At 58.0% G+C, this 25,744-nt stretch carries 17 protein-coding genes; 11 read left to right on the top strand and 6 right to left on the bottom strand.

The genetic code is table 11. From position 1 onward, the window contains the following. The first annotated feature begins 701 nt into the window (after positions 1-701). From ONB52_20790 to ONB52_20750, 9 genes are all read left to right on the top strand, one after another. Complete coding sequence (locus ONB52_20790; GenBank protein ID MDZ7418570.1) at positions 702-1,928, top strand: SAVED domain-containing protein; 1,227 nt, start codon at positions 702-704, stop codon at positions 1,926-1,928. Positions 1,929-2,561: 633 nt separating this feature from the next. Then, positions 2,562-6,398, top strand: coding sequence for a T9SS type A sorting domain-containing protein (locus tag ONB52_20785; GenBank protein MDZ7418569.1), 3,837 nt, complete (start codon positions 2,562-2,564; stop codon positions 6,396-6,398). Between the two features lie 19 nt (positions 6,399-6,417). Further along, the gene (cas6, locus tag ONB52_20780; protein MDZ7418568.1) at positions 6,418-7,317 is read left to right on the top strand and encodes a CRISPR system precrRNA processing endoribonuclease RAMP protein Cas6; all 900 of its coding nucleotides are present in this window, start codon (positions 6,418-6,420) and stop codon (positions 7,315-7,317) included. A 910-nt stretch (positions 7,318-8,227) separates the two neighbouring features. Next, complete coding sequence (locus tag ONB52_20775) at positions 8,228-9,295, top strand: hypothetical protein (GenBank protein ID MDZ7418567.1); 1,068 nt, start codon at positions 8,228-8,230, stop codon at positions 9,293-9,295. A 518-nt stretch (positions 9,296-9,813) separates the two neighbouring features. Next, entirely contained in the window at positions 9,814-10,716 is a 903-nt protein-coding gene (locus ONB52_20770) for a reverse transcriptase/maturase family protein (protein MDZ7418566.1), read from the top strand. A gap of 242 nt (positions 10,717-10,958) precedes the next feature. Further along, on the top strand, positions 10,959-11,942 hold the full coding sequence (cas1, locus tag ONB52_20765; GenBank protein MDZ7418565.1) for a CRISPR-associated endonuclease Cas1: 984 nt from the start codon (positions 10,959-10,961) through the stop codon (positions 11,940-11,942). Between the two features lie 73 nt (positions 11,943-12,015). Beyond that, a complete protein-coding gene (gene cas2, locus ONB52_20760; protein MDZ7418564.1) occupies positions 12,016-12,297 on the top strand; it encodes a CRISPR-associated endonuclease Cas2 in 282 nt (93 codons plus the stop codon). 146 nt (positions 12,298-12,443) lie between these two features. Then, positions 12,444-12,953, top strand: a complete 510-nt coding sequence (locus tag ONB52_20755) for a hypothetical protein (protein MDZ7418563.1) — start codon at positions 12,444-12,446, stop codon at positions 12,951-12,953. A gap of 170 nt (positions 12,954-13,123) precedes the next feature. Then, positions 13,124-13,420: a hypothetical protein gene (locus ONB52_20750; GenBank protein MDZ7418562.1), complete on the top strand. Its 297-nt coding sequence runs from the start codon at positions 13,124-13,126 to the stop codon at positions 13,418-13,420. A gap of 1,678 nt (positions 13,421-15,098) precedes the next feature. Here the strand turns inward: ONB52_20750 and ONB52_20745 are convergent. The 6 genes from ONB52_20745 to ONB52_20720 form a co-directional block, all read right to left on the bottom strand. After that, positions 15,099-16,067, bottom strand: a complete 969-nt coding sequence (locus ONB52_20745; GenBank protein MDZ7418561.1) for an ABC transporter permease — start codon at positions 16,065-16,067, stop codon at positions 15,099-15,101. A gap of 32 nt (positions 16,068-16,099) precedes the next feature. Beyond that, positions 16,100-17,638: a sugar ABC transporter ATP-binding protein gene (locus tag ONB52_20740; protein MDZ7418560.1), complete on the bottom strand. Its 1,539-nt coding sequence runs from the start codon at positions 17,636-17,638 to the stop codon at positions 16,100-16,102. Continuing rightward, on the bottom strand, positions 17,626-18,618 hold the full coding sequence (locus ONB52_20735) for a substrate-binding domain-containing protein (GenBank protein ID MDZ7418559.1): 993 nt from the start codon (positions 18,616-18,618) through the stop codon (positions 17,626-17,628). Before ONB52_20735 ends, ONB52_20740 begins: the two co-directional genes overlap by 13 nt. Positions 18,619-18,730: 112 nt before the next feature. Continuing rightward, the gene (locus ONB52_20730; GenBank protein MDZ7418558.1) at positions 18,731-20,245 is read right to left on the bottom strand and encodes a rhamnulokinase; all 1,515 of its coding nucleotides are present in this window, start codon (positions 20,243-20,245) and stop codon (positions 18,731-18,733) included. 311 nt (positions 20,246-20,556) lie between these two features. Continuing rightward, the gene (gene galK / locus ONB52_20725; protein ID MDZ7418557.1) at positions 20,557-21,735 is read right to left on the bottom strand and encodes a galactokinase; all 1,179 of its coding nucleotides are present in this window, start codon (positions 21,733-21,735) and stop codon (positions 20,557-20,559) included. Positions 21,736-22,126: 391 nt separating this feature from the next. Further along, positions 22,127-23,323, bottom strand: a complete 1,197-nt coding sequence (locus ONB52_20720; GenBank protein ID MDZ7418556.1) for a uroporphyrinogen decarboxylase family protein — start codon at positions 23,321-23,323, stop codon at positions 22,127-22,129. A gap of 611 nt (positions 23,324-23,934) precedes the next feature. On the opposite strand from ONB52_20720, the gene ONB52_20715 reads away from it, so the two are divergent. After that, complete coding sequence (locus tag ONB52_20715) at positions 23,935-24,378, top strand: hypothetical protein (protein MDZ7418555.1); 444 nt, start codon at positions 23,935-23,937, stop codon at positions 24,376-24,378. A gap of 69 nt (positions 24,379-24,447) precedes the next feature. After that, positions 24,448-25,614 (top strand): xylose isomerase, encoded by a 1,167-nt coding sequence (gene xylA / locus ONB52_20710; GenBank protein ID MDZ7418554.1) that lies wholly within the window; start codon positions 24,448-24,450, stop codon positions 25,612-25,614. Positions 25,615-25,744 lie beyond the last annotated feature (130 nt).

Here is a 25,744-nt window from a genome sequence, read left to right as displayed (position 1 = left end):
GGCAAGACGCGCCGCGGGACACACCCGCCGTCTGCGAGACCACATGGGACTCCTCCTGGTGAATTTTGCGCAAAGATACGCAGCGATTCACCCAGAGGAAAGATGTGGTTCACCGAGGGGATACGGTGAATTGCCGGAAACTCCCATGGGAAGGACAACCGGCAGCCAAGGTCAAGATGGCGTTTTGCGCAAGCGAAACAAGGGCTTGACAAGGTTCAGAGACTATGGGCCGCGCGAAAGCAGTAATGCCCCCACGAGCGCCCGACGTCCCGACGCATCGCATGCGTGTCAACTTAAGAACCCCAGCGGGGTGAAATGTTTATAGTCGAGGTATTCCAGTATGATTGTTGAACCCCTTTAGGGGTGACATGTGAATGCGTTTGTGCCATCTTGTCAGCGCAAATATTTATAACACAGAGAAACATGTCACTCCTACGGAGTTCTACCGGCTAGTTCGACGCTTGCCTATAAACATATCACTCCTAGCGGAGTTCAAAGACATCAATTCAGCGTTAAGTTGACGCCAATGCGACGAATCGGGATGATGAGATAGTCCGTTCTACCGCCATAATCCCTGCTGCGCATGAAACGGTAGAAGTCGAGGATAAAGAGCCTCGACGATAACAACAGCCTGTTGGCTAAAGTTCGCTCGGAAATTCTCCGTTGATCAAAACAAATTTATTGAATCGCCCGAGTACACCATGCCAAAAATCTTCCTCAGCTACAGCCACCACGACAAGGACAACGTCACCCTGCTGGCGCAGCAGCTCAAACTGCACGGCATGCGGCTTTGGCGGGATGTGAAGGATCTGACGCTTGGAACGCAAACGCCCGAGCAAATCCGCCAGATATTGGCCACCGAGTGTCAAGGCTGTCTGCTCTATTTGACACCCAACAGCCTGAAATCGGACTTCGTGATGAAAATCGAGCTGAAAGAAGCGATGGAACGTCTCGAAGCCGACGAAAAATTCGCGCTCATCCCGCTCTTTCACGGCGTGACCATCGACGAGGCCGGGGCTGCCGTGCCAACTTATGCCGGCCGCGATATTGCGAATTTGCACGGCATCCTCATACCTGCTGATGCAACGGCCGGGCAAATCCGCAACAAATTCACCGAAGTGGCGCAGCGCCTGCTCCCCAACCTGCTTGCAAAAAGCCGGCCGGGTTTCGCCACCGATCCCAATCGCAAATTGATCCTTGACCTGCACACGCGGCATTACATGTATCGCGAACCACTGCCTGACCTCGATCTTGATTGGCGGCCGTTCATCCAAAGTGACGATACCATCGATTCGATGGTATGCGCACAAATGCTTTGGCCGGCACTGCAAGCCGTCGAAAAGTCGGTGGCCGAAGCCCTGGGCCCACGCCGGCTTCTGATCCGCGCCTCCGCCCATCTCTCTTGCGGTGTCGCGCTGGGTTTTGCTTTTGGCGCCACCACGCGCTACCAACTGGAGATTGAGCAGCCGATCCCCGGCCAGGACACACAGCTTTGGAGTACCATAAATCCCCAGCCTGCGAAAAGTCCTTTGCTGACAGACTCCAATGAGATTGACGTCAGTTTTGATGAAGTCACACTGGAATTGTCCGTTTCCCAGCCGGTGACAGCCGTCGTTGATAAATGGGTGGATCAGCGCAAGAAGGATGGCAGGCGAGTGCGTGCCCGCGTTGCCGTCAAACCGCCGGTTGGTTCAATCAGTCACAAAGTGAGCAATAGCGCCGAGGCCAATGCCATTGCGCAACAGGTGGCCGACGAGCTTGTTAAGCTGCAGAGCAATTTCCAGCCCGGTGTGGTTCATCTGTTTATGGCCGTGCCACTGGCCCTGGCCGTTCTTATCGGTTACCGCATGAATGCCCGTGGCGTCATTCAGCTTTATGAGCTGAGGAAATCAGATCAAACTTACGTGCCGTCGTTCAGGCTGGTCTAAAAAATTTCCCTCGCCGGCGCACGGATAGCCCTCTCACATGTCATGCTCGTATCTTCTCAGAATTTAGGGAACGGCGTGCAAAACTTTGGTTTTGCCAATGTGCCCATGCAACGCTAAAGCGTCGTATTCCGAATGCGGGTTGTTGAAACTTTGCCCGCGAATTTGGACGATCAAACAAAAATGCATTGATGCAACATAAAACCAACGCAACACATAACACCAGGCCGTTCGCTATTACCTGGATTTTGCACGCCGGTTACCCATTCGACAAAAGCGAGGGCGTGTTACCCCTCAACTCCGATAGGAGTGAGATGTTTATAGGAAGCGAGGCTCTTGGACACCCTCGAACTCCGGAGGAGTGGCATGTGGATTTTGTTGAATTGACGCGGGCTGCAAGGTAAAAATTGAACATATCACTCCTCCGGAGTTTTAAAAACTGGAACGGTGCATTGCTATAAACATCCCACTCCTCACGGAGTTATCAGCAAAGCGAGCCGTGCAAAAAATTTTTTGCACCACCCGATGGGGGGGGGATTCATGTATCGATCAAATCTGCGTCAATTGCAGTTTCGATCAACTTCAGTGCAAAATTCAGGTATTACGAGTGGAAGTCCGATCAAAAAGGGGGCTTATATGAAAATCAAATTTTTAATCCTCGCCGCCGGTTTCACAGCAGCGCGAGCCTTCAGTCAGCACGCGTTCGAGGCCGTGCCCATGCCCGCGGTTTTGCAGGTTCCCCCGCCCGAAGAATTTGCGCGGGCGCATGTTGCGCCGCAGGCTCTCACCAACATCCGCCTCACGCAAGATGCAGCAGCTTCCGAAGCGCCGGATATCGCGGTTGATCCCGCGGGCAATGCGTATGTTACCTGGCAGGACGCCCGCGATGGCAACTGGGAAATTTACTATTGCCTCGTCAGCCCACAGGGCCGCAAACTCACCGGCGACGTGCGCGTGACCAATACCGGCGGCGCCTCGCAACAGCCCAAGATCGCGGTCGATGCTCTCGGCCATGCGCATCTCACCTGGCTGGAAGGCAACGAGATTTTCTATTCCAAACTCAATCGCGCCGGCGAGGCCATTGTTGCACCCAAGCGCGTTACCGGCGGCAACAGCGAGGCGCCGGATATTGCCGTGCAGCCCGACGGCACCGCCGGCATAACGTGGGCAAAGCAAAACGGCGTGGCGCATGAAATCGGCTTTCGCAAAATCGCGCCCACCGGCGCATTGGTGGGTAATGAAATCATTCTGGATACCGAATACATTTATCTCACGCGGCCACCCAACCTCGACGGCGATGGCAAAGGCAGCTTCTACGTGGCGTACAAAGACTACACCGGTTTCTTTCTCGACACCCATCTCATTTTTCATCGCATCTATGCCGACAATCACACACAATGCTGCTTCGGCGTTTCCAATCGCACCAGCGCCGATCATCCGGCCCTTGCCATGGTGGATGACAATCGCGGCTATATCTTTTTTCTCGACCGTATCAACAACAACTGGGAGGCGGTGCACGTGAGCGGCGCGGTTTTCACCGAAGCGGCGGGCAACACTTCGAGCCTCGATCTCGCGGCCAATGACGACACGGAAACACAGATGCTCGCGGTGTGGCAGGATGATCGCGACGGCGCGCCGGAAATTTATTACAGCATGGTGGACAATGGAGCAAAGACGATACCCGACACGCGCGTTTCCGATCCCGGCGCCAATTCCACCAACCCCGCCGTGGCCATTCTTGCGGACGGCAACGGCCATTTCGTGTGGCAGGATGATCGCGACGGCAATCGCGAGATTTATTTTGCCACCACCGTGGCGGCCACCGGCAAAACACTCACGCTGCTTGCGCCCAATGGCGGTGAGAATTGGAAAAGCGGCATGACGCAGTCGATCTGGTGGACGAGCAACGAGGTGCAATTTCTTCATCTCGAATACAGCACCGACGGCGGCGCGACCTGGCAGCCGATCGCGCAGAATGTCGATGCCAGCACCAGCATCTTTGCCTGGGAGATTCCGAATGCGCCCTCCTCCAACTGCTTGCTGAGAATCATCGATGCCAGCGACAACAACACGCGCGATGTGAGCGATGCGGCCTTTACGATTGCGCCGGCAGTCACGACCGTGATCATTCACGGGTTCTCTTTCAATCTTCCGTTCTTGCGACCCGATTGGATTTGGACCATGGCGGGGGCCATGGCCCGGCGAACCGGCGCTGTCGTTTATACTTTGCGTGACGGCGAAATAAAAGAAGAGCCCGGCCGCAGCGTGGCCGGCGGCGCCGATCGCGTGGTGGTGATGGATTGGATTGCAGAATCCGATTTTGCCACGCTCGGGTTTTCCGAAGGCGCGGGCGATGCGCTCGCGGCGCTGCTGCTCAAGGGCGCGCTGGAGGGCAAGTGGCGTTTGGACAATTTGCATTTCATTGGCCACAGCCGCGGCACCATTGTCGCCAGCGAGTGCATCCAACGCCTGAATGCGTGGGCGGGTTCAGCCGGCAAATTGCCGCCCAACTTGAGCATTGACACCAGCATTCATTTCACCACGCTCGATGCACACCCATGGGATAATTTGCAGGGCGATCATGTTGCCGATCTTTTTACCGCCCATGACTACAGCGTCAATCGCCTCAAAAAACCAACGCTCATAAACGGCCAGCCCGCCGATGCCGTCGTCTGCTGGAAGAACGTGGGCTATGCCGACAATTACTGGCATCATGGCGCCGGCTTGAACGGACTCAAGCAAATTACCGCGGAGCAATACCTCCTGGATTTATCCGAGACCGCGCAAAATTACCACGGCATGTCCCACTCCAACGTGCACGCCTGGTATCACGGCACCATCGATCACGGCGCTGGAGAGGATGGCACCGGCGCAGAAATCGACATCGACGGTACGTGGTATCCCAATCAGCAGCGCACGACGCTCGGCTACAATTTCAGCAAAGCCGTGTCCGGCAATATTGCAACGATTGCGACCCAACCCGGCAGCACGATTCCTTTCAGCGATGACCTTTATTTTGACCAAGAGCAGATTTTCAACGGCGATTTTGATTTCGGCTTCAATCGCTCAAACGTGTCGCTCGGCCAGCGCGTGCCCGGTTGGCATTTTCACGGCGGCGGTGGCGGCGGCAACGTGAATGACGAAGGCGCGGTGGGCGGCAAGAATTATCACCTCGTGCTCAACCGCAACGACGCCTCACTCAAGCACAATTTTTTCTTCATTCCGCACGACGCCAGCCGCATCTATTTTGCCTATCGCGCTCACCTGAGCAGCGTGAACGATGAGCTGGTGGTGCGCCTCGGGAATTTGGAAAAACGCATTCCGCTCGGCAGCGCCAGCGACTCGTATTGGTGGAATTTTATCGATGTGACCTCGCTGCGCGGCACTGTGCAAACTTTGGAATTTGCCATTGCCGCCGGCGGCTTGGGAATTGATGCCGAAGTGTGGATCGATGAAATCGGTTTTGAACGCCGGGCTGTGCTGAGCCTGGTGGTGGCCAGTCCGGTCGATTTGCACGTTTATGACGCTGCCGGCCGCCACACCGGCCCGACCTCAGACTCGACCTGGGTCGAAGAGATTCCAGAAAGCCGCTATCTCGTCAGCCGCGATTCCCTTGGCCACAAACGGCAGCACATTCGTTTGCCGCAAGCGGGCAACGGCTTCGGCTATCTGGTGCGCCTCAACGCCACCGGCGAGACCGGCAGCTTCACTTTCGCGGTTCGCGACTTCACCAACGGCAGCAGAAGCATCACCACAAGTTTTGAAAATGTGCCGGTTGAGCCGGCAACCGTTGCCATTTGCACGTTGCGCACGACGCAGCCGGTTGCCGCGGCCATGCCGCTTCATATCGACGCCAATGGCGACGGCCATTTCGAAACGCAACGCCGCCCGGATGGCTATTTCCACGCTTTTCAAATTCTCGCGCAGAGCCAGGGCGCGGGTCGCCTTGTGCCCATGGATTCCACGCAAAAAGGGCAGGACGTCTTTTTCGTCAATTATGATCACAGCCTCGGTTTTCACGTGGTGCCGGACAGCGGCGCGAAAATTCTCGAGGTTTTGGTGGATGGTGTTTCGCTGGGTCCGGTGGCTGAGTATACTTTCACCAGCGTGCGCGACGATCATCGCATCGTGGCCGTTTTTGACAAGCCCACAGCAGTTCACGAGCCGAAAATTCCGCCTGCAACGTTTGCGTTGCTTCCCAATTATCCGAATCCTTTCAATGCCGGCACGCAGATCCACTATCAGTTGGCATCGCCGGCAATGGTTCACCTCGCCATTTTCAACGCTTTGGGACAGCAAGTGAATCTGCTCGTTGATGGTGAGCGGCAAAACGCCGGTTACTACAGCATCAACTGGAACGGCGACGATCAACACGGCGCGCCCCTGCCCAGCGGCGTTTATCTTTGCCGGTTGGAAGCAACCAGCGCCGCCGGCCGTTTTGTTGAAACGCGCAAGCTCCTGCTCATGAAATAACATTGGAGCACTGTCACGAATGCCCAACCTCGCCTCTATAGTTTTTACCCTCACCGCCTCTGCGGCCACCAGCATGCCGCGTTATTCCGCGCGGGTGTTGCATGCCGCCTTCCTGCGCTGGTTGGAGCGCGATCATCCCGAGTTGGTCAGGCTGCTGCACGACAATAATTACCAGCGGCCCTACACGCTTTCCAACTTGCAGGGCGAGCTGATCGCGAACAATCGGGACGAGCGCGTGCGCATCGAAGCGGGCGCCAAGCTCTGGTTTCGCTTGACCGCGATGGAGGAATTCTTCCTGCAATGCGTGCTCGATTCCATTGAAAAATACAAAGCCGGCCCGCAGCCGGACGATCGGCGGCTCGTGCCCGGCCCGATTTATCACAGCCTCGACCAGCATCCCTGGGCCGCCCTCAGCTCCTTTGCCCAGCTTGCGCAGGCCGTGACGCACGAAAGCTGCGAACAGCCCTTGCGTTCGCACATAACACTGCGCTTTCAATCGCCCACCTGCTTCATCGAAAACAAACAGGCGCTGCCCCTGCCCGTGCCGCGTTATGTCTTCGGTTATCTTATCAACAAATGGCAGCTCGCCAGTCCCCTTGCGCTGCCGGTGGATGACGTGCAGCACTTCGTCGAGAGCATTCACGTGTCGCACGCCAAAATCGAAACCGAGCAGGTGGATTTGCAGAAATACCAACGCACCGGTTTCACCGGCGAGGCGCGGTTCGCGCTGCACCCGGCGCTGCCGGAGAATTACAGACAAGCATTGCATCTGCTCGCCAGGTTTGCCTTTTTCAGCGGCGTGGGCTCGCATACCACCATGGGCATGGGGCAGGCGGTGCATGGGGCAGGGGGCAAGTTTCTATCTGCCATTTGCCGCCTGCCCCTTGCAGAACTCTTGCTTGTCACCAAACGTTTGTAAAACAAAATCCGCGTGAACATGCGATTGAAATTAGAATGGGATGGGCTGTGATGCCACTCCGCCTTTGATTTCTACGGATGTCAAGTTGGAATGGCGGATTCGACGAATTGCCAAAAATTTGCGGGTTGATTTGCGGCGAGATATTAAAGCATACCGCTTGGAAAGCCTGGACGATTACTCGGAGCAGCGGTGGCGTCGCGTCCCCCGCCTGCCGGCAATCCCTGTAAGTTTGACGATACTGCCCGGCGAGACGGGCTTTTCGAATTACCCCAATCTCGAAGACGAATTTGTTTTGGCGTGTGAGGTGATGCCGCGTTTCAATCGGCGGGTGCGGTCGAAGAAAAAAATGCGCCAGTTGCTGGCTTTGCTGCACTGCCTGGGAAGGCGCTTGGGACACCGCAGAGGCTTTCCTGGGTATTGGTATGTGTGGCGGGTTTTGCGCCGAAAAAAAGGGCATTTGCCCGCGTTTGTGCGCGGTTACTTGCAGGCGCGCCTGCCCCGGGTGGAATATAAAGTCATCAACAGCCGGCTGGGGTTTCTCCGGCGTGCTTTCGCAAATTTCCTTTTGACGTTATAGATTGATTTGTTGGAGTCAACACCAAAGGCCGGCCTTAAACCGGCCTTTTGCAGCTTAATGGCGCAATGCGGACAAGCCGCAACCAAATATCACCACTAAGACACAAAGACACCAGTTTTTTCTTTGCGCCTTGGTGGTTTTGCAAAGACAACACATGTAACAGATCAATTTGAAAGCGAGTGTCACATGAGAACTGTAATCCTGGTCTGCTTTCTGGCAATCGCCCTGTTCAACAAAGTTTGTGCGAACTCCGAAACCAGACGCGGAATCCTGCCCAACAGACCGAAGCGCGAACCCGGCTCCAGGACGAACCATTTTCGAAAGGGTGATGCCATGCGAACTCAATCAACCCAACAAAGCTTGGAAGCGGAGCGGGTTTGGGGCGTGGAAGCGCTGGATCCCTTGCAACAGCGCGCTTGGGCGGAGGGTATTTGGCAACAGTTGCATCGCAACGCCTCGAGTCGAGAGCCTGCCGATCGCGACCGGTTTCGTCACAGGGCTTTTGCCGCGCCCATGGTGCTGCAATACGGCCCCACAGCCGAGCCTGCCGCGATTCGCGCTTTGAACACGCTGGCGCGCATCGCGCGCACCGAAGCGCCGCACGCCCTCGCCTGTCTGGTTGCCCCGGACTCTGATCCCTGGCTAACCTCCCCGCCGCCGCGCTGTGAGAGTTTGCATCTCATTCATCGCGCCGGCCGTTTTGTGAATTGGAGGGAATGGCTGCAGGAAGCCCGAGCGCGATCGTCTTGCCGTATCGTGCTGACCGTTGCCGAAGCCGAGTCGGCCTCGCTGTTGGAAGAGCTGCGCTGCACGCGCGTCATTGTTCCGGAGGTGGCGCAAGATTATGGCGAGCACCAGGGTCTGGAGGCCTTGGCCGAATCTCTTGGAGAAAAATTGCCCGCCGCAGTCTCGCTTTCACCCTGGGAACAAATTCTGGTCGAAGCCGGCATCGCAGAAGTTGCCCTGCCGGTCCGTTTGTTGGCGCGGCATCTTGCATTGGAAGAGGTGAAACTGATTCAAATGATGCAGGCCTCACGTCTCAGAGATTTTTTCTACTGGTCCGGCCGCACAACCAGACTGCCCGGCCTGGTTGCCTTTCGGGGAGCATGGCCGGCCCAAAAAATTGCCCCGGCCATCGCTGCCGGAGAGTACCCTGCTCTGTTTGCGCTGCTTGCTGATATCGATCCGCACCAGCCGCAGGAACGAAGCTTTTTGCTCGCCCTGCTCGTGGCGTTCCGTGCGCAAGGTTGCGCCGCCGGCGAAATTCTCCTGCAGAAACGCTACCCCGGCCTGTTTGCACAAATCCGCCGGCTTGGCCACGATTGTCCGGAACGCCAAGCCTGGGCTTGTTTTGACCGCCGCGCCTGCTGCGCCAATCCCACCACTCCTGCGAAGGTCTGACTCCTTCGCAGGATTTTTTTCCTCCCATTTTGATTTCACCCGCCCCCACGTCTTTCAAATTGAACCCAGCGACAACACCCCAACGCGGACAAGCCGCAACCAAAAGGAAAATCTCCAACGGATAGAAAAACCCAACGGATCAAGCTTTAACAGTTGAGTTCTTCTATCCGTTGGAAAAGGTCTTTGCTTTTTGCAAAGATTTGTCTTGTAACAGAGTAAAAAAGAGAATCCGGCGACTCCCGACTCTTTTCACCGCTTCGCTTTCATGTTCTGTGCTGTATTCAACTCAAAACCGTCGGCGCCGGAAGGTTTTGTCTGCGGCAAAATAATCTGAAATCATTTTGTTATCAACTCGATTGGCCTGAGCCGGAACCTATGAAAAAGACTCACGCAAAGCCGCGAAAACGCAATGGGTCCGCAAAGCTTTTCTTGGCGTACCCTGGCGGCTTTGCGTCTCTGCGTGATTTTTTTTCATTGAATTCACTTTTCAGAGGCTAACCCCCATTTCCCGTGCAACCATGTTTTTTCATCCCCTTTACTCCCAACTTTGTTCCGACGAGAACCTGCAGCGCGCCTGGCGCGCCGTGCGCCGCCAAAGCGAGGCGCCCGGACTCGATGGCATGACCGCCGCGATGTTCGAAGCGCGTTCCTTCATCCTGCTCAAAAAATTGCAGGACGAGCTGCGGCGCTTCAAATACCGGCCCCAGCCGGTCAAGCGCATCTTTATGAAGCGCGAAGTCGGCCCGCCGCGGCCGTTGGGCATTCCAATTTTTCTCGATCGCATCGTCATGCGCGCGCTGGTGCAGGTGTTGATCCCGGTTTTCGAGCCCTATTTCGACGATTGCAGCCATGCTTACCGCACCGGTCGCTCGGTGCAATCCGCGCTGGCCCAGGCGCGCGACTATGCCCGCGACGGCCGCTTCTGGGTGATCAAAATCGATTTGAGTGATTGTTTTGGCAATGTGCCGCATCGCCCGCTGTTGCGCTGCGTTTACCGCCGTGTCAAAGATTCCGCCGTGCGCAAGCTGCTCAAGAAATTTCTCGCCGTGGAAGTCATCACACAATCGCGCAGCGGCTTGCGCCAGGTGAGCAAACCGAAACAAGGGGTGTTGCAGGGCAGCCCGCTCTCGCCGCTGCTCGCCAACATTTATCTCGATATCTTCGACCAGGAAATGCGGCGCCGCGACTTGCGTTTCGTGCGCTACGGCGATGACATCGCGATCTTCTCCGCCACGCGGCCGGAAGCCGAAGAAGCGCTGGAGGTTGCTGCCCGTGTTCTGGAGAAAATGCATCTGCCCATCAATCGCGAGAAAACCAGGCTGCACCACGTGGTTCAGGGTTTTTCTTATTTGGGAGAGTGGTTGATGTGGAAAAAATGGCGCGCGCGGGAGAAGACCTCACGGAATCGCTTTGGCCGTTAGCGATTAGCCATTAACCATTAACCATTAACCATTAACCATTAACAACCATCGACTAACGCTGCCCTCGACAGGCCCGGGCCGCGATGAGCGACCCGGCCAGTTCTGTCACGGCCTGTCGTGGCATCTTTTGTAAAAACGCCGCGGTCAAACCGTGGCTGAACAACGTCGAGCTGCCTTCGACAAGCGCAGGCAGCGAAGCAACCAGAAACCAGAATCCAGCAACCAATAACCAGCAGACAACCATGTCCTCCCTCTACATCAACGAATACGGCGCCACACTCGGCGTCGTCAGCGAGCGCCTGCAAGTGCGGCGCAACGGCAAAGTGGTGCAGGAAATGCCGGCTTTGCATCTTGAGCGCGTTGTGCTCATGACGCCCGCCAACATCACCCTGCCGTCGGTGCGCTTTCTGATGGAGCGCGGAATCGACATCGTCTACCTCTCGCCCAACGGCACATATTACGGTCGTTTCTCACGCGGCGAAGGCAAATCCGTCGAGCAACGCCTGGCGCAATTCCAAAAGTTCTTCGACCCTGCCTTTCGCCTCGCTCTGGCAAAAACATTCATCCAGGGCAAACTGCAAAACATGATCGCGCTGTGGCGTTCTTCACGCCGCCCAGCCGGTGCAGAAGCCGAATTGAACACCTTGCGCAAGATACTGAAAAATATGGAGAATGCGCCGAGCCTCGAGAGCCTGCTCGGCTTCGAAGGCGCAGCCAGCGCCGCACATTTTCAATTGCTGCGAAAAATTCTGCCCCGGCACTGGCATTTCCCCAGCCGCCAGCCGCATCCGCCGCCCGATCCCGTCAATGCCATGCTCAGCCTGGGTTACACCCTGTTGTACTCGCGCATGTCCGGACTCCTGCACATGCACGGACTCGATCCCTATTTGGGATTCTTCCACGAGCGCAAACACGGCCATGCGGCACTCGCCTCGGATATGATCGAAGAGTGGCGCGCGCCCCTGGTCGATACCGTGGTCCTGAACATGATCAACCTTCAGCAAATCACGGTGGATAATTTTCATAAACACGGCGGCGCCTGCCGCATGGCCAGGCCCGCATTGCAGAAATTTATCAAAGCATTCGAGCAACGCCTGCAACAATCGCAAACCTGGTTCGCCGTGCACGATTCCGGCGACCCGGTCGGCGGCCTGGAAGGCCAGGTGCGCCAGCTCATTGGCGTCCTGCTCGGCAAGCAGAAAGAATATGTGGCGGTGAAAGCCTGAGCAGGCAAGGGGCAGGGCGCAGGGGGCAAGGGGCAAGGGGCAAACAACCAACGACCAGCAACCAGCAACCAGCATGAAAACCTTTATCGTCGCCGCTTACGACATCAGTGATGACCGCCGCCGCGCCCGGTTGCACAAGCGGCTCAAAAAATTCGGCCTGGCGGTGCAATACTCGGTGTTCGAATGCCTGCTCACGCCCGAGCAATTCAAAGAAATGCAAAAAGCCGTGCAGCCTTACATCAAACCCAAACAAGGCGACCGTATTCGCTACTACCAGCTCTGTGAAAGCTGCCGCCAGCGCATCAAAGCCACCGACACCATCGCCCGCCAGGATGCGCCCGTCGTGTTCGCATAATTTTCATTAAACCATTAGCAATTAACCCTTTGCCATTAATCATTCACCAAATTCGCCTTCGACAAGCTCAGGCACCGACCAGCAACCAACGACCAACGCCCAACGCCCAACAACCAACAACCAACAACCAACAACGAGGAACCACCATGCTCCAAACCTATTTCACCCGCGCTGCCCTCGGCCCCGTGTGGCCTTTCATGCTCTTTGCCGCCCTGTTCATGGCCGCCACCACCGGCTTTCTCCTGTTCGCGCGCAGCCGCGGCCTCACGCGCGCCTTCACCGCGCGCGAGCACCGCTTCCTGCAGCGCCTGCACGATGCCGTCGAAATGTTCGGCAGTCTCGCCCTCATTGGCGGCATGCTTGGCGCCTGCCTGGCGTTCTTTGACATTCTGCCCGCGCTGGGCCGTTGGGCGCAAGCTGCCTGCGATGCCGGGCTGTCTCAACAACTGCACGCCCGGCTCCAGGCCGGCCTCGCGCCTGCCATTGCCGGACTCGTCATCGGCGACCTCTGGGCCGAGACCCTGCGCTTCTTTCTCCGGCCCTATCTGCGTGCCTGTTTGCCGCCGCCGGAATCGCCGCCTGAAACAAAACCGCCGGCGCCCGAGCAAAACCCCGAAACCGACTGGCGCGCCAAGGATCCGCAGGGGATGTATTGAAGGCTCGTTTCATTATTCATTCACAATTCACAATTCACAATTAATCATTCACCATTAACCATTCGCACCAAGACAAGCTGCCTTCGACAAGCTCAGACAGCGCCCGTTGGCTGAGCCTGTCGAAGCCGACTTTTAACAACCTATAACCAACAACCAACAAAGGAGGCCCTATGCGCCGTACCATCCATGTCCTGCTTGCTGTTGCCGCCGTCGTCCTCGCGCTTCTGGTCGACTGGCCGCAACGCAAGCGCCAAATCACCCGGTTGGCGAGGCTCTTGCAAGACGCCCTCTCCCAACCGTTCGGCGGCGAAGACGCCATGCCCCACACCGTACCGCCGCTGCAGCTCAACAACCTGCATCATGATGACGCAAGCGGCAGCAAGCTGCTCACCCTGCCGCGCTTGTGGCTGGCTTCGGCAGTCGTGATCATCTTGACCGCCATCATCCTGCGGCCGCTGCTGCCGTAACCATTCCGGGATGCTGGCGGCTCAACCTGGTTGAGCGCAGCAGTTGTGCGAAGCAATCTCGCCTCCCAGCCCGAGATTGCTTCGCCGCTTTTGTCTGGCGCCACGGCAACGCAGATACCTCACACACGCCACCACAATCCGTACTTTCCACTCCGCCCTCGCTGATCTCCTGGCCCTAACCCGCCCTCGCCGTGCACATGTGTCTGCCTCAAAAAAATAAAATCAAGAAGCTCATCTAAACCCTTGCATTTTCAACAAAAGATTGCTTTATTATCGCGCATTTTTAACGACTATTTTCATTTGCCATATGTCGTTTCAAAATTGCCCTCTGCCCCTTGCCATTTGTACCTGTGTCAAAAGTACAGGTCTGAAAAACAGCCCATTTTTTTGTTCACTTTAAAAAATGAACAAGAATACGATGTCATATATTTTATTGATTTAAAAATACTTAATATATTTGAAAAACCATCTGTGAATCAGTTAAAAAACCGCTGACAAAAATGAAGGGTAGGTTTGCGTGGCATGTTGATTTATAGATTTGATAATATGAATGATAGTAAACGTGTCCATCGGTTTACTTCCTGACATTTTTCAAAACGTCACATCAAAAACATCACAGTATAATATTATTAATTACAATATATAAAATCATCACGGCCAAGCCTGTTTTAATGTACGGTGATTTTTCGTGAAATGAGAGCAGGCCATACGGAATCAAGTTTATTATAAACAAAAATAAATGAGTTATTTTATCGTCACGCAAGTCTCATTGTGGCATTTCTGTAACATTTGATTTTTGCGGATCTTATAAAATCATATTGTTACATGATAACTTTAACTTACTCTATAAAAACTTTTAGTTGTATGAGTTTTCTATGTCTCCTAAAAAAATAAACCATGGTCAAGAATGTAGGTCTGCGAACGGCCTGAAAATGGTTTTTAAAAAACATTTGTTTAAGGTGGCGGAAATTGACCGCGGTTGAGAAGTACCCCAAAGCACGAAGTGCATTGAAACCGAGCAGGGGGCAAAAGGCAAGTGGCAAAAAAACAGAGAGCATTCGCAGAGATGAATTGCCACAGAGGCAGAGAGCAAAACACAAAAACAACCGCATCGGTGTTGTCACCTGAATTTTGCATGCTGGTCTGCTGTTCCGCGGAAGAAAGGACGGGTTCACAAAACTCCGTGAGGAGAGAACTGTTTGTAGGCATGGGAATCTTGTGTGTCTTCAAACTCCTTCAGGAGTGGCCTGTAGAATTTCTCATAATGTGACGCGGTTTTTTTGAGGAGGGCCAAACAGGTCACTCCTGACGGCGTTTGGGGAAATGCGAGACACGGTTTTGCTAAACACAGTTCACTCCCGCCGGAGTTGGCCGCACGTTTGCCTGCAAAATTTTTATGCACCATTCCCTGAGTGGTTGGCCGTCGCGATCAAAGCGGTGTTTCTCGCGGAGGAGATCAATCCGGGGTGCAAAATGCAGGTGGGAGAAAAATCGCTGCGGTGGGAAAGTGAATGTTCCACGAAAGCGACATCCCGCGGAAAAAAGCCATTTTCGCGGGATTTTTATTTTCGTGAGAGAAAATCGCGGCTGGGGATCATCCGCGCGTTGCCCCTGTTTCTGCATTTGTCCTGCGGGGCTATTCCTCGCGGGCGTGGCGGGCAGTGCCCACAACCAAGCCTCAATTCGCCGCGCGGTGGCGCAGGCGATCCACCGCCACCGCAATCACGATCACGCAGCCGGTGACCGCCTGCGTAATCCACGGCGCCCAGCCGTTCAACTGGCAGCCGGTGCGAATGATGGTCATGATGATCGCGCCGATCAAACTGCCGGCAATCGCGCCTTCGCCGCCGGAGAGGCTGCCGCCGCCGATTACCACCGCCGCGATGATGTCCAGCTCCAACCCCACGGCGGCGGTGGGATCCCCCTGCTCCTGATATGACAGCAGCATCAGGCCGGACAGACCCGCGCAGGCACCGGCAATGGCGTAAACGATCACTTTGACGCGAGCGACGGCTATGCCGCACAGTTGCGCCGTGCGTTCATTCGAGCCGATGGCAAAAATGTGGCGGCCGAGCCTGGTGTAGCGCAGCAACGCGGCGGCGACAAGCGCCAGGACGATCATGAACCAGGCGCCGGGCGGCACGAGCTGCCATTTGCGCTCGGGCGGCAGCACCGCCAACAGATTGCTCAGCCAGCTTTGCCCGGCGTTGATCTGCATGCTGTTGGCAATGCCCTTGGCCAGGCCGCGCACGATGAGCAGCGTGCCGAGCGTGACGATGAACGGCACCAGCTTGAGCCGGGTGATCAAAAAGCCGTTGCACCAGCCGCACAGGGTGGCGGCGGCAATGCCGGCAAGCGCAGCCACCCCCGGACTCAGGCCGTGGGCGACCATCGCCTGCGCGATCACCACCGAGCTGAATGCGATGAGCGAGCCGCTGGAGAGATCGATGCCGCCGGAGATGATCACCAGCGTCATGCCGATCGCGGCTACACCCACGATCACGGTTTGCTGCACCATGGTTTCCAGCGCACTCAAGCTGGTGATCCTGTCATTCAACAGGGCAAAAAAAGCATACACCAACAGCAGCGCCAGCAGCGGGCCGAATGTGTTGAGGAACTGCCAGCGGCCCGTTGCGGCGGCGGGCATTTCTGTCTTGCTAGCCTGCACAGTGGCTTTCCTCAGTTCGAGTCTGCCTGGCCGGTGGCGGCCAGCATCAACTGGTGTTCGTCGAGTTCCGCGGCCGGGCGCGGCGCGCCGAGTTTGCCGCGCACCATCACGGCAATGCGGTCGCAAATGCCGAGCAGCTCCGGCAGGTAGCTGCTCACCATCAACACCGCCCGGGGTTTGGGATGGCGGGCTGCCACCAGGCGGTCGACGACTTCATAGATTTTGGCCTTGGCGGCCACGTCGATGCCACGCGTGGGTTCATCCAGCAGTAAAATATCAACCTCATGGTGCAGCAGGCGGCCGAGCGCCACTTTCTGCTGGTTGCCGCCGGAGAGATCCGCGACGCGCTGCCGGGCATCGCGGCAGTGGATGTCCATCTCCGCGATCCAGTGGTTCGCAACAGCCGCCTGGTGCCGGGGCAGAATCAGTCCCAGCGGACCCAGCCCCGTGAGTTTGGAGAGGGTGAGGTTGTCGGCCAGCGACAGGTTGAGGGCGAGGCCTTCTTCTTTGCGGTCCTCGCTGAGCAGCCCCACGCCCTGCTGCCAGCGTTTGAGCGGCGAAGCCGGACCCGCATAAACCCCGATTTTGATCTCGCCGCGACGGATGGGGTCCAGGCCGAACAGGGCGCGCAGCAATTCCGTGCGGCCCGCGCCCACCAGCCCGCAGATGCCCAGCACTTCGCCGCGATAGAGGGTGAGGCTGACGTCGGCCGGCTTTTGCATGCCGCTGAGCTGTCTGATTTCCACAACCGGTTCTCCGCGCTGGCGCGGCGAGCGGGGATACAATTCCTGCACGGTGCGTCCCACCATCAGGGCAACGATCTCAGCCGGGGTCACTTCGGCAGTCGGACGTGTGCCGGCCACCCGGCCGTCGCGCAGCACTGTCAGGCGGTCGGCAATCTCGCCGACTTCTTCGAGAAAATGGGAGATGTAGACGATGGCGAGGCCCCTGCGCCGCAGGTCACGAATGACGCGAAACAGGCTTTGAATGTCACTGCGGGAGAGACTGCTGGTGGGCTCATCGAAGACGAGCACGGTGCAGCCCATTGCCAGCGCGCGCGCGATTTCGACGAGTTGCCGGGCGCCGGGCGGGAGCTCGCGCACCCGCACTCCGGGTTTGATTTCCGGATGGTCGAAATGCTGCAATGCGGCCAGTGCGCGCTGCTGCACTTCACGCCGTTTGATGAAGCCGAACCTGGCCGGCTCCATGCCCAGCAGGATGTTTTCCGCGACCGTGAGATGCGGCGCGAGAGAGAGTTCCTGATAGATCATGCCCACGCCATGCTGGCGTGCCTGCAGCGGGCTGCGTGGGTGATACGGCCGGCCGGCGAGCCACATGCTGCCGGCTTCGGGCTGTAGCGCGCCGGAGAGTATTTTCATCAGCGTGCTCTTGCCGGCGCCGTTTTCGCCCACCAGCGCGTGCACTTCCCCGGCACGCACCTCGAAATCCACCTGCGCCAGGGCCACGGTGGCGCCGAAACGTTTGTGAATGCCGCGCATCTCCAGCCATCCAGTGCCGGCCGGTGCGGCGGCTGGAGCTAGTTCAGCCATGGGCTCAAATCCGGTTGGAGCAGTTGCTGCATCGCCGGCTCGTTCATGTTCGCGCGGTTGACGAAGGCGACGCCGGTGTCGATGCGCTTCTCCACCGGCCGGCCGTTGAGATGATCGACCATGGTTTTGACACTGAGATAACCCATCTGGAAGGGATTCTGCACCACCAGGCCGTCGATCTCGCCGTTGGCCAGGGCTTCCACCAGCGGGGCACTGGCATCGAAGCCGATGAAACGCACCGTGCCGCTCAAACGATTGCGGCGCAGCGCCTGTAACATCCCGAAGGTGGAGGTCTCGTTCGGCGTGAAGATGCCGTCCACGGTGAGTCTGCCCTGCGCATCTTTGAAGCGCAGGATGAGATTCTCGCTCGCTTGTTGGCCGGTGGTGGCGGTGGGCCCGGCATACTGATCCGCGCTCACCACGGTGATCCCGGGAAAGGCGGCAAGGGCGGCAAGAAAACCCGCCTCGCGCTTTTCGGTGCTCGCCGAGCCCTCGGCATAGCGCAGCATGATGACTTTACCCCGGCCTCCCAGCATCTCGCCGAGATTTTTTCCGGCAAGCTGGCCGCCGGCATCGTTGTCGGTGGCCACGAAACTCACGGTGAAGTCGTCGGAATCCTGCAAATCCGAATCAAAAATCAGCACCGGGATGTTTTTGTCCGCCGCCGCCTTCGCGGGACGGCGCAGCGCCACGTCATCCAGCGGCGCGAGAATGATGCCGCTGACTTGATTGATGACCTGATTGTCAACAATGCTGATTTGCTGCTGCCGCGCATCTTCGCGCTCCGGGCCGACCCACACGATGTCCACCCCCAGCTCGCGACCGGCTTTGATGGCGCCGGCATGCACCGATTGCCAGAAGCTGTGTGTCGTGCCCTTGGGAATCACCGCCAGGGTGATTTTTTCCCGGCCCGCCTCGCGGCAGGAGAACAACAGGAGCGCGGCAGCCGCCGGGATCAGCACACGGGGACTCTTGCGCATCGCTTTCCTCCTCGAGTAACAGTTCACCTCACGCGATCTGCGACAGTTCGAACCTTGCAGGCCGCTTGATGCCAAGATTGTTTTCAGCCACGTTCCAGCCGTGGCTGAACGGTCACGTTGATTGGTTGGGCTGCGGCTCGCCGTTTACGCCACTGCTGCGCAGCAGGGGCTCGATTTTGTGATACACTTCGCTCCAGCGTTCCGTTTCGCGCGGCCAATATTCTTTCAGCGGAAACGAATTGCGCACCAGCGTGCGGCCTTCGTCGAAATGCGCAATTTCGCCGCAGGCGATCGCCTGGCTGATGACATTGCCGAGCGCAGTGGTTTCAACCGGACCGGCAAGCACCGGCAGGCCGGTGGCGTCGGCGGTGAACTGGTTGAGCAATTCGTTTTGCGAACCGCCGCCGACCAGGTGAATGACGGCGACCGGTTCCGCGCTGACGGCGTTGAGGCGTTCGATGATGAAGCGATAACGGAACGCCAGGCTTTCTAAAATGGTGCGCACAAAGCCGCCCTTGTCTTCCGGCGGGGCTTGCTGCGTTTGGCGGCAGAAATCGGCGATCGCCTGCGGCATGTTGTCCGGATTGATGAAGACGGGGGCATCCGGATCGATGAGGCTGCGAAACGCGGGCGCACGCGCCGCGAGGGCCACCAGTTCGGCGTAGTCATGCCTCTCGCCGGCTGCCGCCCAGTCTTTGCGGCAGCGCTGCAGCAGCCAGAGGCCCATGGTGTTGCGCAGCAAACGGATTCTGTTGTTGAGCCCGCCCTCGTTGGTAAAATTGAAGCGGCGGCCGCGCTCATCGAGAAGCGGCTGGGCGCGCTCCACGCCCACCAGCGACCAGGTGCCCGAGCTGATGTAGGCCCAGTTGTGCACCGCCGCCGGAATGGCAGCCACCGCACAGGCGGTATCATGCCCGCCGCAGGCAATCACCTCCGCCTGGTGCAAGCCGGTGGCGCCGGCGAAGGCCGGCAGCAGTTTGCCCAGTTTCGTCCCCGGCCTGATGACGGGCGGCATGAGGCGCAACGGCAGATTGAGCCGCGCAAAAATCTCCGGCGCCCAGGTTTTGGTTGTGGCGTCGAGCAATTGCGAGGTCGAGGCGATGCTGTACTCTGCTGCTTTGCTGCCCGTAAGCAGGAAGTTGAACAGATCGGGCATGAACAGCAGGCGTTCCGCCGCTGCCAGCACCGGCGCTTTGGTTTCGACCAGGCTGAGCAGTTGATAGAGCGTGTTGATCGGCATGATTTGAATGCCGGTGCGGGCATAGAGCTCGGCGGCCGGCATCAGCTCGAAGGCGCGTGCGACCATGCCGTTGGTGCGGGCGTCGCGATAGGCGACGGGATTTTCCAGCAGCCGGTCGTGACGGTCGAGCAAGCCAAAGTCAACGCCCCAGGTATCGATGCCGAGGGCGGCAAGATCGCGATGACCCTGCTGTGCGGCGCGCGCCAAACCCTGCTGCAATTCCCCCAGCAGGCGGTCTGCCTGCCAGCGGAGGTGGCCGTCCTGCATGACCGGTGAGTTGGTGAAACGATGAATTTCGGTGAGCGAGATGCGGTCGCGACGCAACGTCCCCAGGATCGCGCGGCCGCTTTCGGCCCCCAGATCGAAAGCCAGGTATTTGTTCGGCATGGGGAAGCACCTTGTCGTGATGGAAGTTCAGTGCCGCAGGCCGGTGAAAAAAATGCCTGAGGGTGACCCGGGTCGTGATGCGATGCTGCACGCGGTTGTCCGTCCTGGCGCGAACAAGCTGCCCGGGCATGCGGGCAGTTTTATGGCGGGAAGATAACGATCTGCTGTCACAACGTCAATGGCCCGGCTGCAGGCGGCATTGCCGGGGTGTTTTTACCGCGTTGCATTGGGGCTTGGTGATGCGCATGAGCACCGGCTTTCTTTCAGGACGTTGCTCTGTGTCGTTGCGGCGGGGCTCGGGTTGCGATGGGTTACAATGCCACGCACTCGGTGCCGGCTGCCGGCCGCACGATATGAATATCCGCCCGGCCGCCGGTGCGGCGCGAATATTCCGTGTGCACGACTGTTTCAAAGTGTGCGAGCTGTTCCGTGGCCACCAGATTGAGGGTGCAGCCGCCAAAGCCGGCGCCCATCATCCGGCTGCCGAGCACACCCGGCACCTGGCGCGCAATTCCGACCAGCACGTCCAGCTCGGGGCAGCTCACTTCGTACTCGTCGCGCAAGCCGGCGTGGGATTCGAACATCAGCGCGCCGAAGGCATGCAGATCGTCACGCTGCAGCGCCTGGCACGCGGCCAGCACGCGGGCGTTTTCGCGCACGACATAAGCACAGCGTCGATAGATCACCGGCTCCAGCTCTTTCCGGCAGGAGGCGAGCAGTTCCAGGCTCACGTCCCGCAGGCTCTGGACCGCCGGCTGGTGCCGGCGCAGCACGGTGACGCCGCTTTCACACTGGCGGCGGCGCACGCTGTACTCGGAAGCTGCCAGACGCCGGCGCACACCGCTGTCGCACAATACGAAGCAGGCGTCGTCGTGCGCGAAGGGAAAGTATTCGTACGCCAGCGTGCGGCAATCCAGCCGTACAACTTTCTGTTCCCCGCCAAAGAGATTGCTGAACTGATCCATGATGCCGCACGGCACGCCGGCAAATTCGTGCTCGGCCTGCTGTGCGAGATGAGCCAGTTGCCACCGGTCGAAGCCCAGACCGAACAGCACATTGAGCGCGAAAGCAAACCCGGCGGTCATGGCGGCGGAGGAGGACAGGCCGGCGCCGATCGGCACGTCACCGCCGAACACGGCCTCGCAACCCGGCACCTCGCTGCCCGCCCGTCGCATCTGAGCGAGCACGCCCATCAAATAATTCGGCCAGGTTTGGGAGCAGGGGCGCAGGCTCTGCCAGGTGCAGGTGAACAGCTCGTGCAGATCCGCCGCGACAAAGTGAAACTGCCCGTCTGTGCGCGGCGCCGCGGCCAGCCAGATGGCACGATCGATGGCCGCCGGCAGGACGAAACCTTCGTTGTAATCCGTGTGCTCGCCGATCAGATTGATCCTTCCCGGCGAGCGCACCATGATCCTGTCCCGCCGGTCGCCGAAATGGGCCGCGAAAGTTGCGGCGATGCGCTGGGGTTGTTCTGATGAAGGTGGATGCATGTTGGTGCCCTGGGCTTGCCAGGCTGAGCCGGCGCTTTGTCCCGCGAGTACCCGCCTCGGGATGACAGTTCACCTCACGGGATTTTGCACCGGTTTGGCTGTTGCATGACATTTGACGCAAGGACGATGGCATGCCGCGGCCCCGCCGGGACTGGACTGGCCTGTCGTTGGAAACAGGTGGCTGCCTTCTGCAAATCAACCCGCGCCGGAACAAGCACTGCAAACAGATCGCAGCACAAGCTTTCAGCCTGCGGGCAAACAAGAGGTTCGCACCAGATGTGGTGCGGGAAGCACCGCCTGACAGCCAGCATGACGGCACGCGGCGCGCCGTGCAACTGTAGGCCGCCAGCCGGATCGAAGCAACGGCCGACTGGCGAGGGGCTGCTTGGGTTTATTCGCACTCCTCGCCGGGTGAGTACCTTCCCCATTCCTCCGCCAACGGTACCAGCAATTCGATATTCGCCGGCGGCGTATGCGGCGCCACCGAGCAGGCCGAGCTCAGGATGTAGCCGCCCCCCGGCTTGCCAATCGCAATCCGGTGCTGCACATCTGCTCTGATTTTCGCGGGGCTGCCGTTCAGCAGCGTATGCACCGGATCGATGTTCCCCTTGATGAAGGCTTTTCCCGCCAGAATCTGCTTGGCCTCGGCCAACTCCACCGTGCCGAGCGGTGGTGGATCGAGAGTGTCGATGCCATCGGTGCCGGTTTGCAACATCAGATCCAGGCGGTCGCCGATGCTGCCGCAGGTGTGGGTATAGAGGGGGAGGGCGGTGGCGGCTTTTACTTCGGCGATGAGCTTTTTTTCACAGGGCAGAACAAATTCCTCGTAATGCGCGCGCGAGATCAAACCGGCGCCGGCAAAGGCCGAGGAAATCAAGATGGCATCCACGTCGCAGGCCGCCTGCCTTTTGGCCAGATCGATCGCACCCTCGGTCAACCGTTCGAGGCAGGCTTTGCTTTTGCCGGGATCATCCAGGATGGCCAGCAGGGCATTCTCGTAATTCAACAGTTCCAAAAACTGCGACCACGGCGAGAAAACTTCGGCGTGCACGGAAACGCCGGCACCGGCACGGGCCTTCACCAGTTTGATGGTGTCGAAATGATACTCTGGAAAGAAATCGTTGCAGGGGCGCGGCTCGCTCTCGAAGCCCCAGGTGTAGGGATAAGTGATGTCGGTGAGATCCCAGGGCTCGACATAGTAAAGTTGCGCGGGATCAATTTCCTCGAAGCTCGGGAAATAGCGCGTGCCGTCCGCCTGGTAGTAGTGCGGGTTGTCATCCAGCGGAAAGATGGTGTAGTTGCCGTTGCGCCAGCGCAAACGCAGTTCGTCGTTGCCGGACTCGATCTTGTCCAGGTACTTTTCATAATTGGGATCCCGGCCGGGGAGATTGATCAGAATGCCGTCAAAACCGTAGCGCTGCTGCATTCTGATGAGCGCCTCGGCAAAGCCCTCCGAGCGGTACCATATGTCGAGCGGCGCAACGCCGGCGTGCAGGAAATAGTGTCCCAGCGCAAGCTGGCACATCACCGGCACCCGATCGGGGATTTGCCGGGCCATGGCCCGTTGCATGCGTTGTTTGGAAGTCATCGCGGCTGCCTCGATTTGGTACGATGTCTAAACGTTTGGCTACTGTTGGCAATCTCCACCATCGGCTGCAGCCCCGCATACCACGCTGCCCCTGTCCGGGCGCACAGCGCGGCGAGATGGCGGTTTTGCTCTTCGGCGGGCGTGCGAATCAAACTGGCCAATGGCGTTGAGAGAAACAAGAACCGCAACCGAGCGGCTCTCCACTCACCTCGAAAAGACGCGCGTCGGATCGGCGTTGCGTTCCCATAGTTGAGCGATTTCAGTTGCTCGACAACCGGTTGCACGATTTTGCGAATGATTCGCCCCCGCTCTTGACGAGGTTGACCGCCGGACAAGCCGTGAGAAGGTTCCTGTGGTCGTCATATTTTCGTCCGCACAAATCTGGTGAATTTTGAGACGTTCTTCAAAAAACACGGATTTTTATTGTCCCCCCAAACCGCCAGCGGCTGACAGCCCTTTTTGTTCCTGTGTGGGAGGGTCCCATGCCTTCGCGTTGGCGGATACCGTCGTCGGCAAGCACCACCACCCCGCCGACCAGAACCACGATTCCGGGTCGTCCGATCCGCAGTCGCCACAAAAACATCACGAGCAGAATCTGACGAGACTGCCGGTTGGGCACGGCCAGAAATTTTCGAAAGAAACGTTTCATCTGGTGTGACGAAGCCATCTCCGCGGTATCGCAAAAAGAAAAACAAACCGCCGCGGCCACACATCTTCCCGGTGGTGACTTCCACTCTGGAAATTTCTGCTTGTTTGTCGGCGCCGTTTTTCGCCATATTGCTTCAACCTTTTTGGTGTGGAGTGCGGGAACTGGGTGCGTTTGGCTAACACAAAATAACATCAACACCCTTCGGTCCCAAAAGGTTTTTATTTTCGAAATCGCCCCGTTTGGGAAAGAGTTTGTCGCGGCATTGTGGGCACCCCCCATTCCCCGTGGCCCTGGCAGGTATTATGATGGTCTGCTCTCTCTGCTGGCCATGTTGCAATTGAGCGGCAACTTTCGCATCTATGATCCGACCTCCGACCGGCCGGGCCATTCCAGCCTGTTTGAATGAGGCAAAAGGATGAATTTTCAACCTTCACACTTTTTATCCGCTCAAAACTCACTCGCAAGGACATGAACCATGTCGAACTACCAGCCTCGTCCCGTACACAAATTCACTTTCGGGTTGTGGACCGTCGGCAATGTAGGCCGTGATCCCTTCGGTCTGCCCGTGCGGCCCGTGCTTTCTCCGGTGGAGCTTGTTCATTTGCTCGCGGAAACCGGCGCCTATGGCGTCAACCTTCATGACAATGACCTCGTGCCGATCGATGCCACACCGACGGAACGCGACCGCATCGTGCGCGAATTCAAACAAGCCCTGGCGGCAAGCGGCCTGGTTGTGCCGATGGCGACGACGAATTTGTTCTCTGATCCCGTCTTCAAAGACGGCGCCTTTACCTCGCATGACGCCAGAGTGCGGGCCTACGCACTGCACAAGACCATGCACGCCATCGATCTCGGTGTCGAGCTGGGTGCGACGATCTATGTCTTTTGGGGCGGCCGGGAAGGCAGCGAGACCGATGCCGGCAAGAATCCGCTTGAGGCCATCAAGCGCATGCGCGAGGCCGTGAATTTTCTCTGCGACTATGTGCGCACACAGGGCTATGATCTCAAGTTTGCACTCGAGGCCAAACCCAATGAGCCGCGCGGCGACATCTACCTCGCCACCACCGGCCACATGCTCGCCTTCATTGCCACGCTCGATCATCCCGAGATGGTGGGGGTGAATCCCGAAGTGGCGCATGAACACATGGCGGGATTGAATTTCCTGCACAACGTCGCCCAGGCCTGGGACGCCGGCAAATTGTTTCACATCGATCTGAACGATCAAAACTTCGCCCGTTACGATCAGGATTTCCGCTTCGGCTCGCACAATCTCAAACAGGCCTTCTTTTTGGTGAAATTCCTCGAAGACGTCGGGTATGCCGGCCCGCGCCATTTCGATGCCCACGCTTATCGTACCGAAGATCGCGACGGCGTCAGGGACTTCGCCGCCGGTTGCATGCGCACCTATCTCATCCTGAAGGAAAAGGCCGCGCAATTCAACGCCGACCAGGACATCCAAGCCCTGCTCGCAGAACTGACGGCGCAAGACCCCGTCACGGCTGAGTGGCTCGGCAGCTTCTCGGCGCAAAAAGCCACCGTACTCAAAATGCACAAATTCGACCGCGAAGCCCTTGCCCGGCGCGGCCTGAAGTATGAACGCCTCGATCAACTGGTGTTCGAGTTGCTCATGGGAGTGCGCTAATATTTTTCCCTTTCTCTCGTCCGGATGATTTCGGACTTGTGGTGCGGAAGTTTCACCGACTGGCCGGCCTCACGGGCCTGACGTAACCGCAATATCATTTTGCGCAACACGAAAAAACTGATCACCATCA

Source organism: candidate division KSB1 bacterium (genome assembly GCA_034506255.1).
GTDB classification, from domain to species: domain Bacteria; phylum Zhuqueibacterota; class Zhuqueibacteria; order Zhuqueibacterales; family Zhuqueibacteraceae; genus Coneutiohabitans; species Coneutiohabitans thermophilus.
Note: the sequence above shows the minus strand (reverse complement) of the source record. Positions and strands in the feature narration are given on the sequence as shown.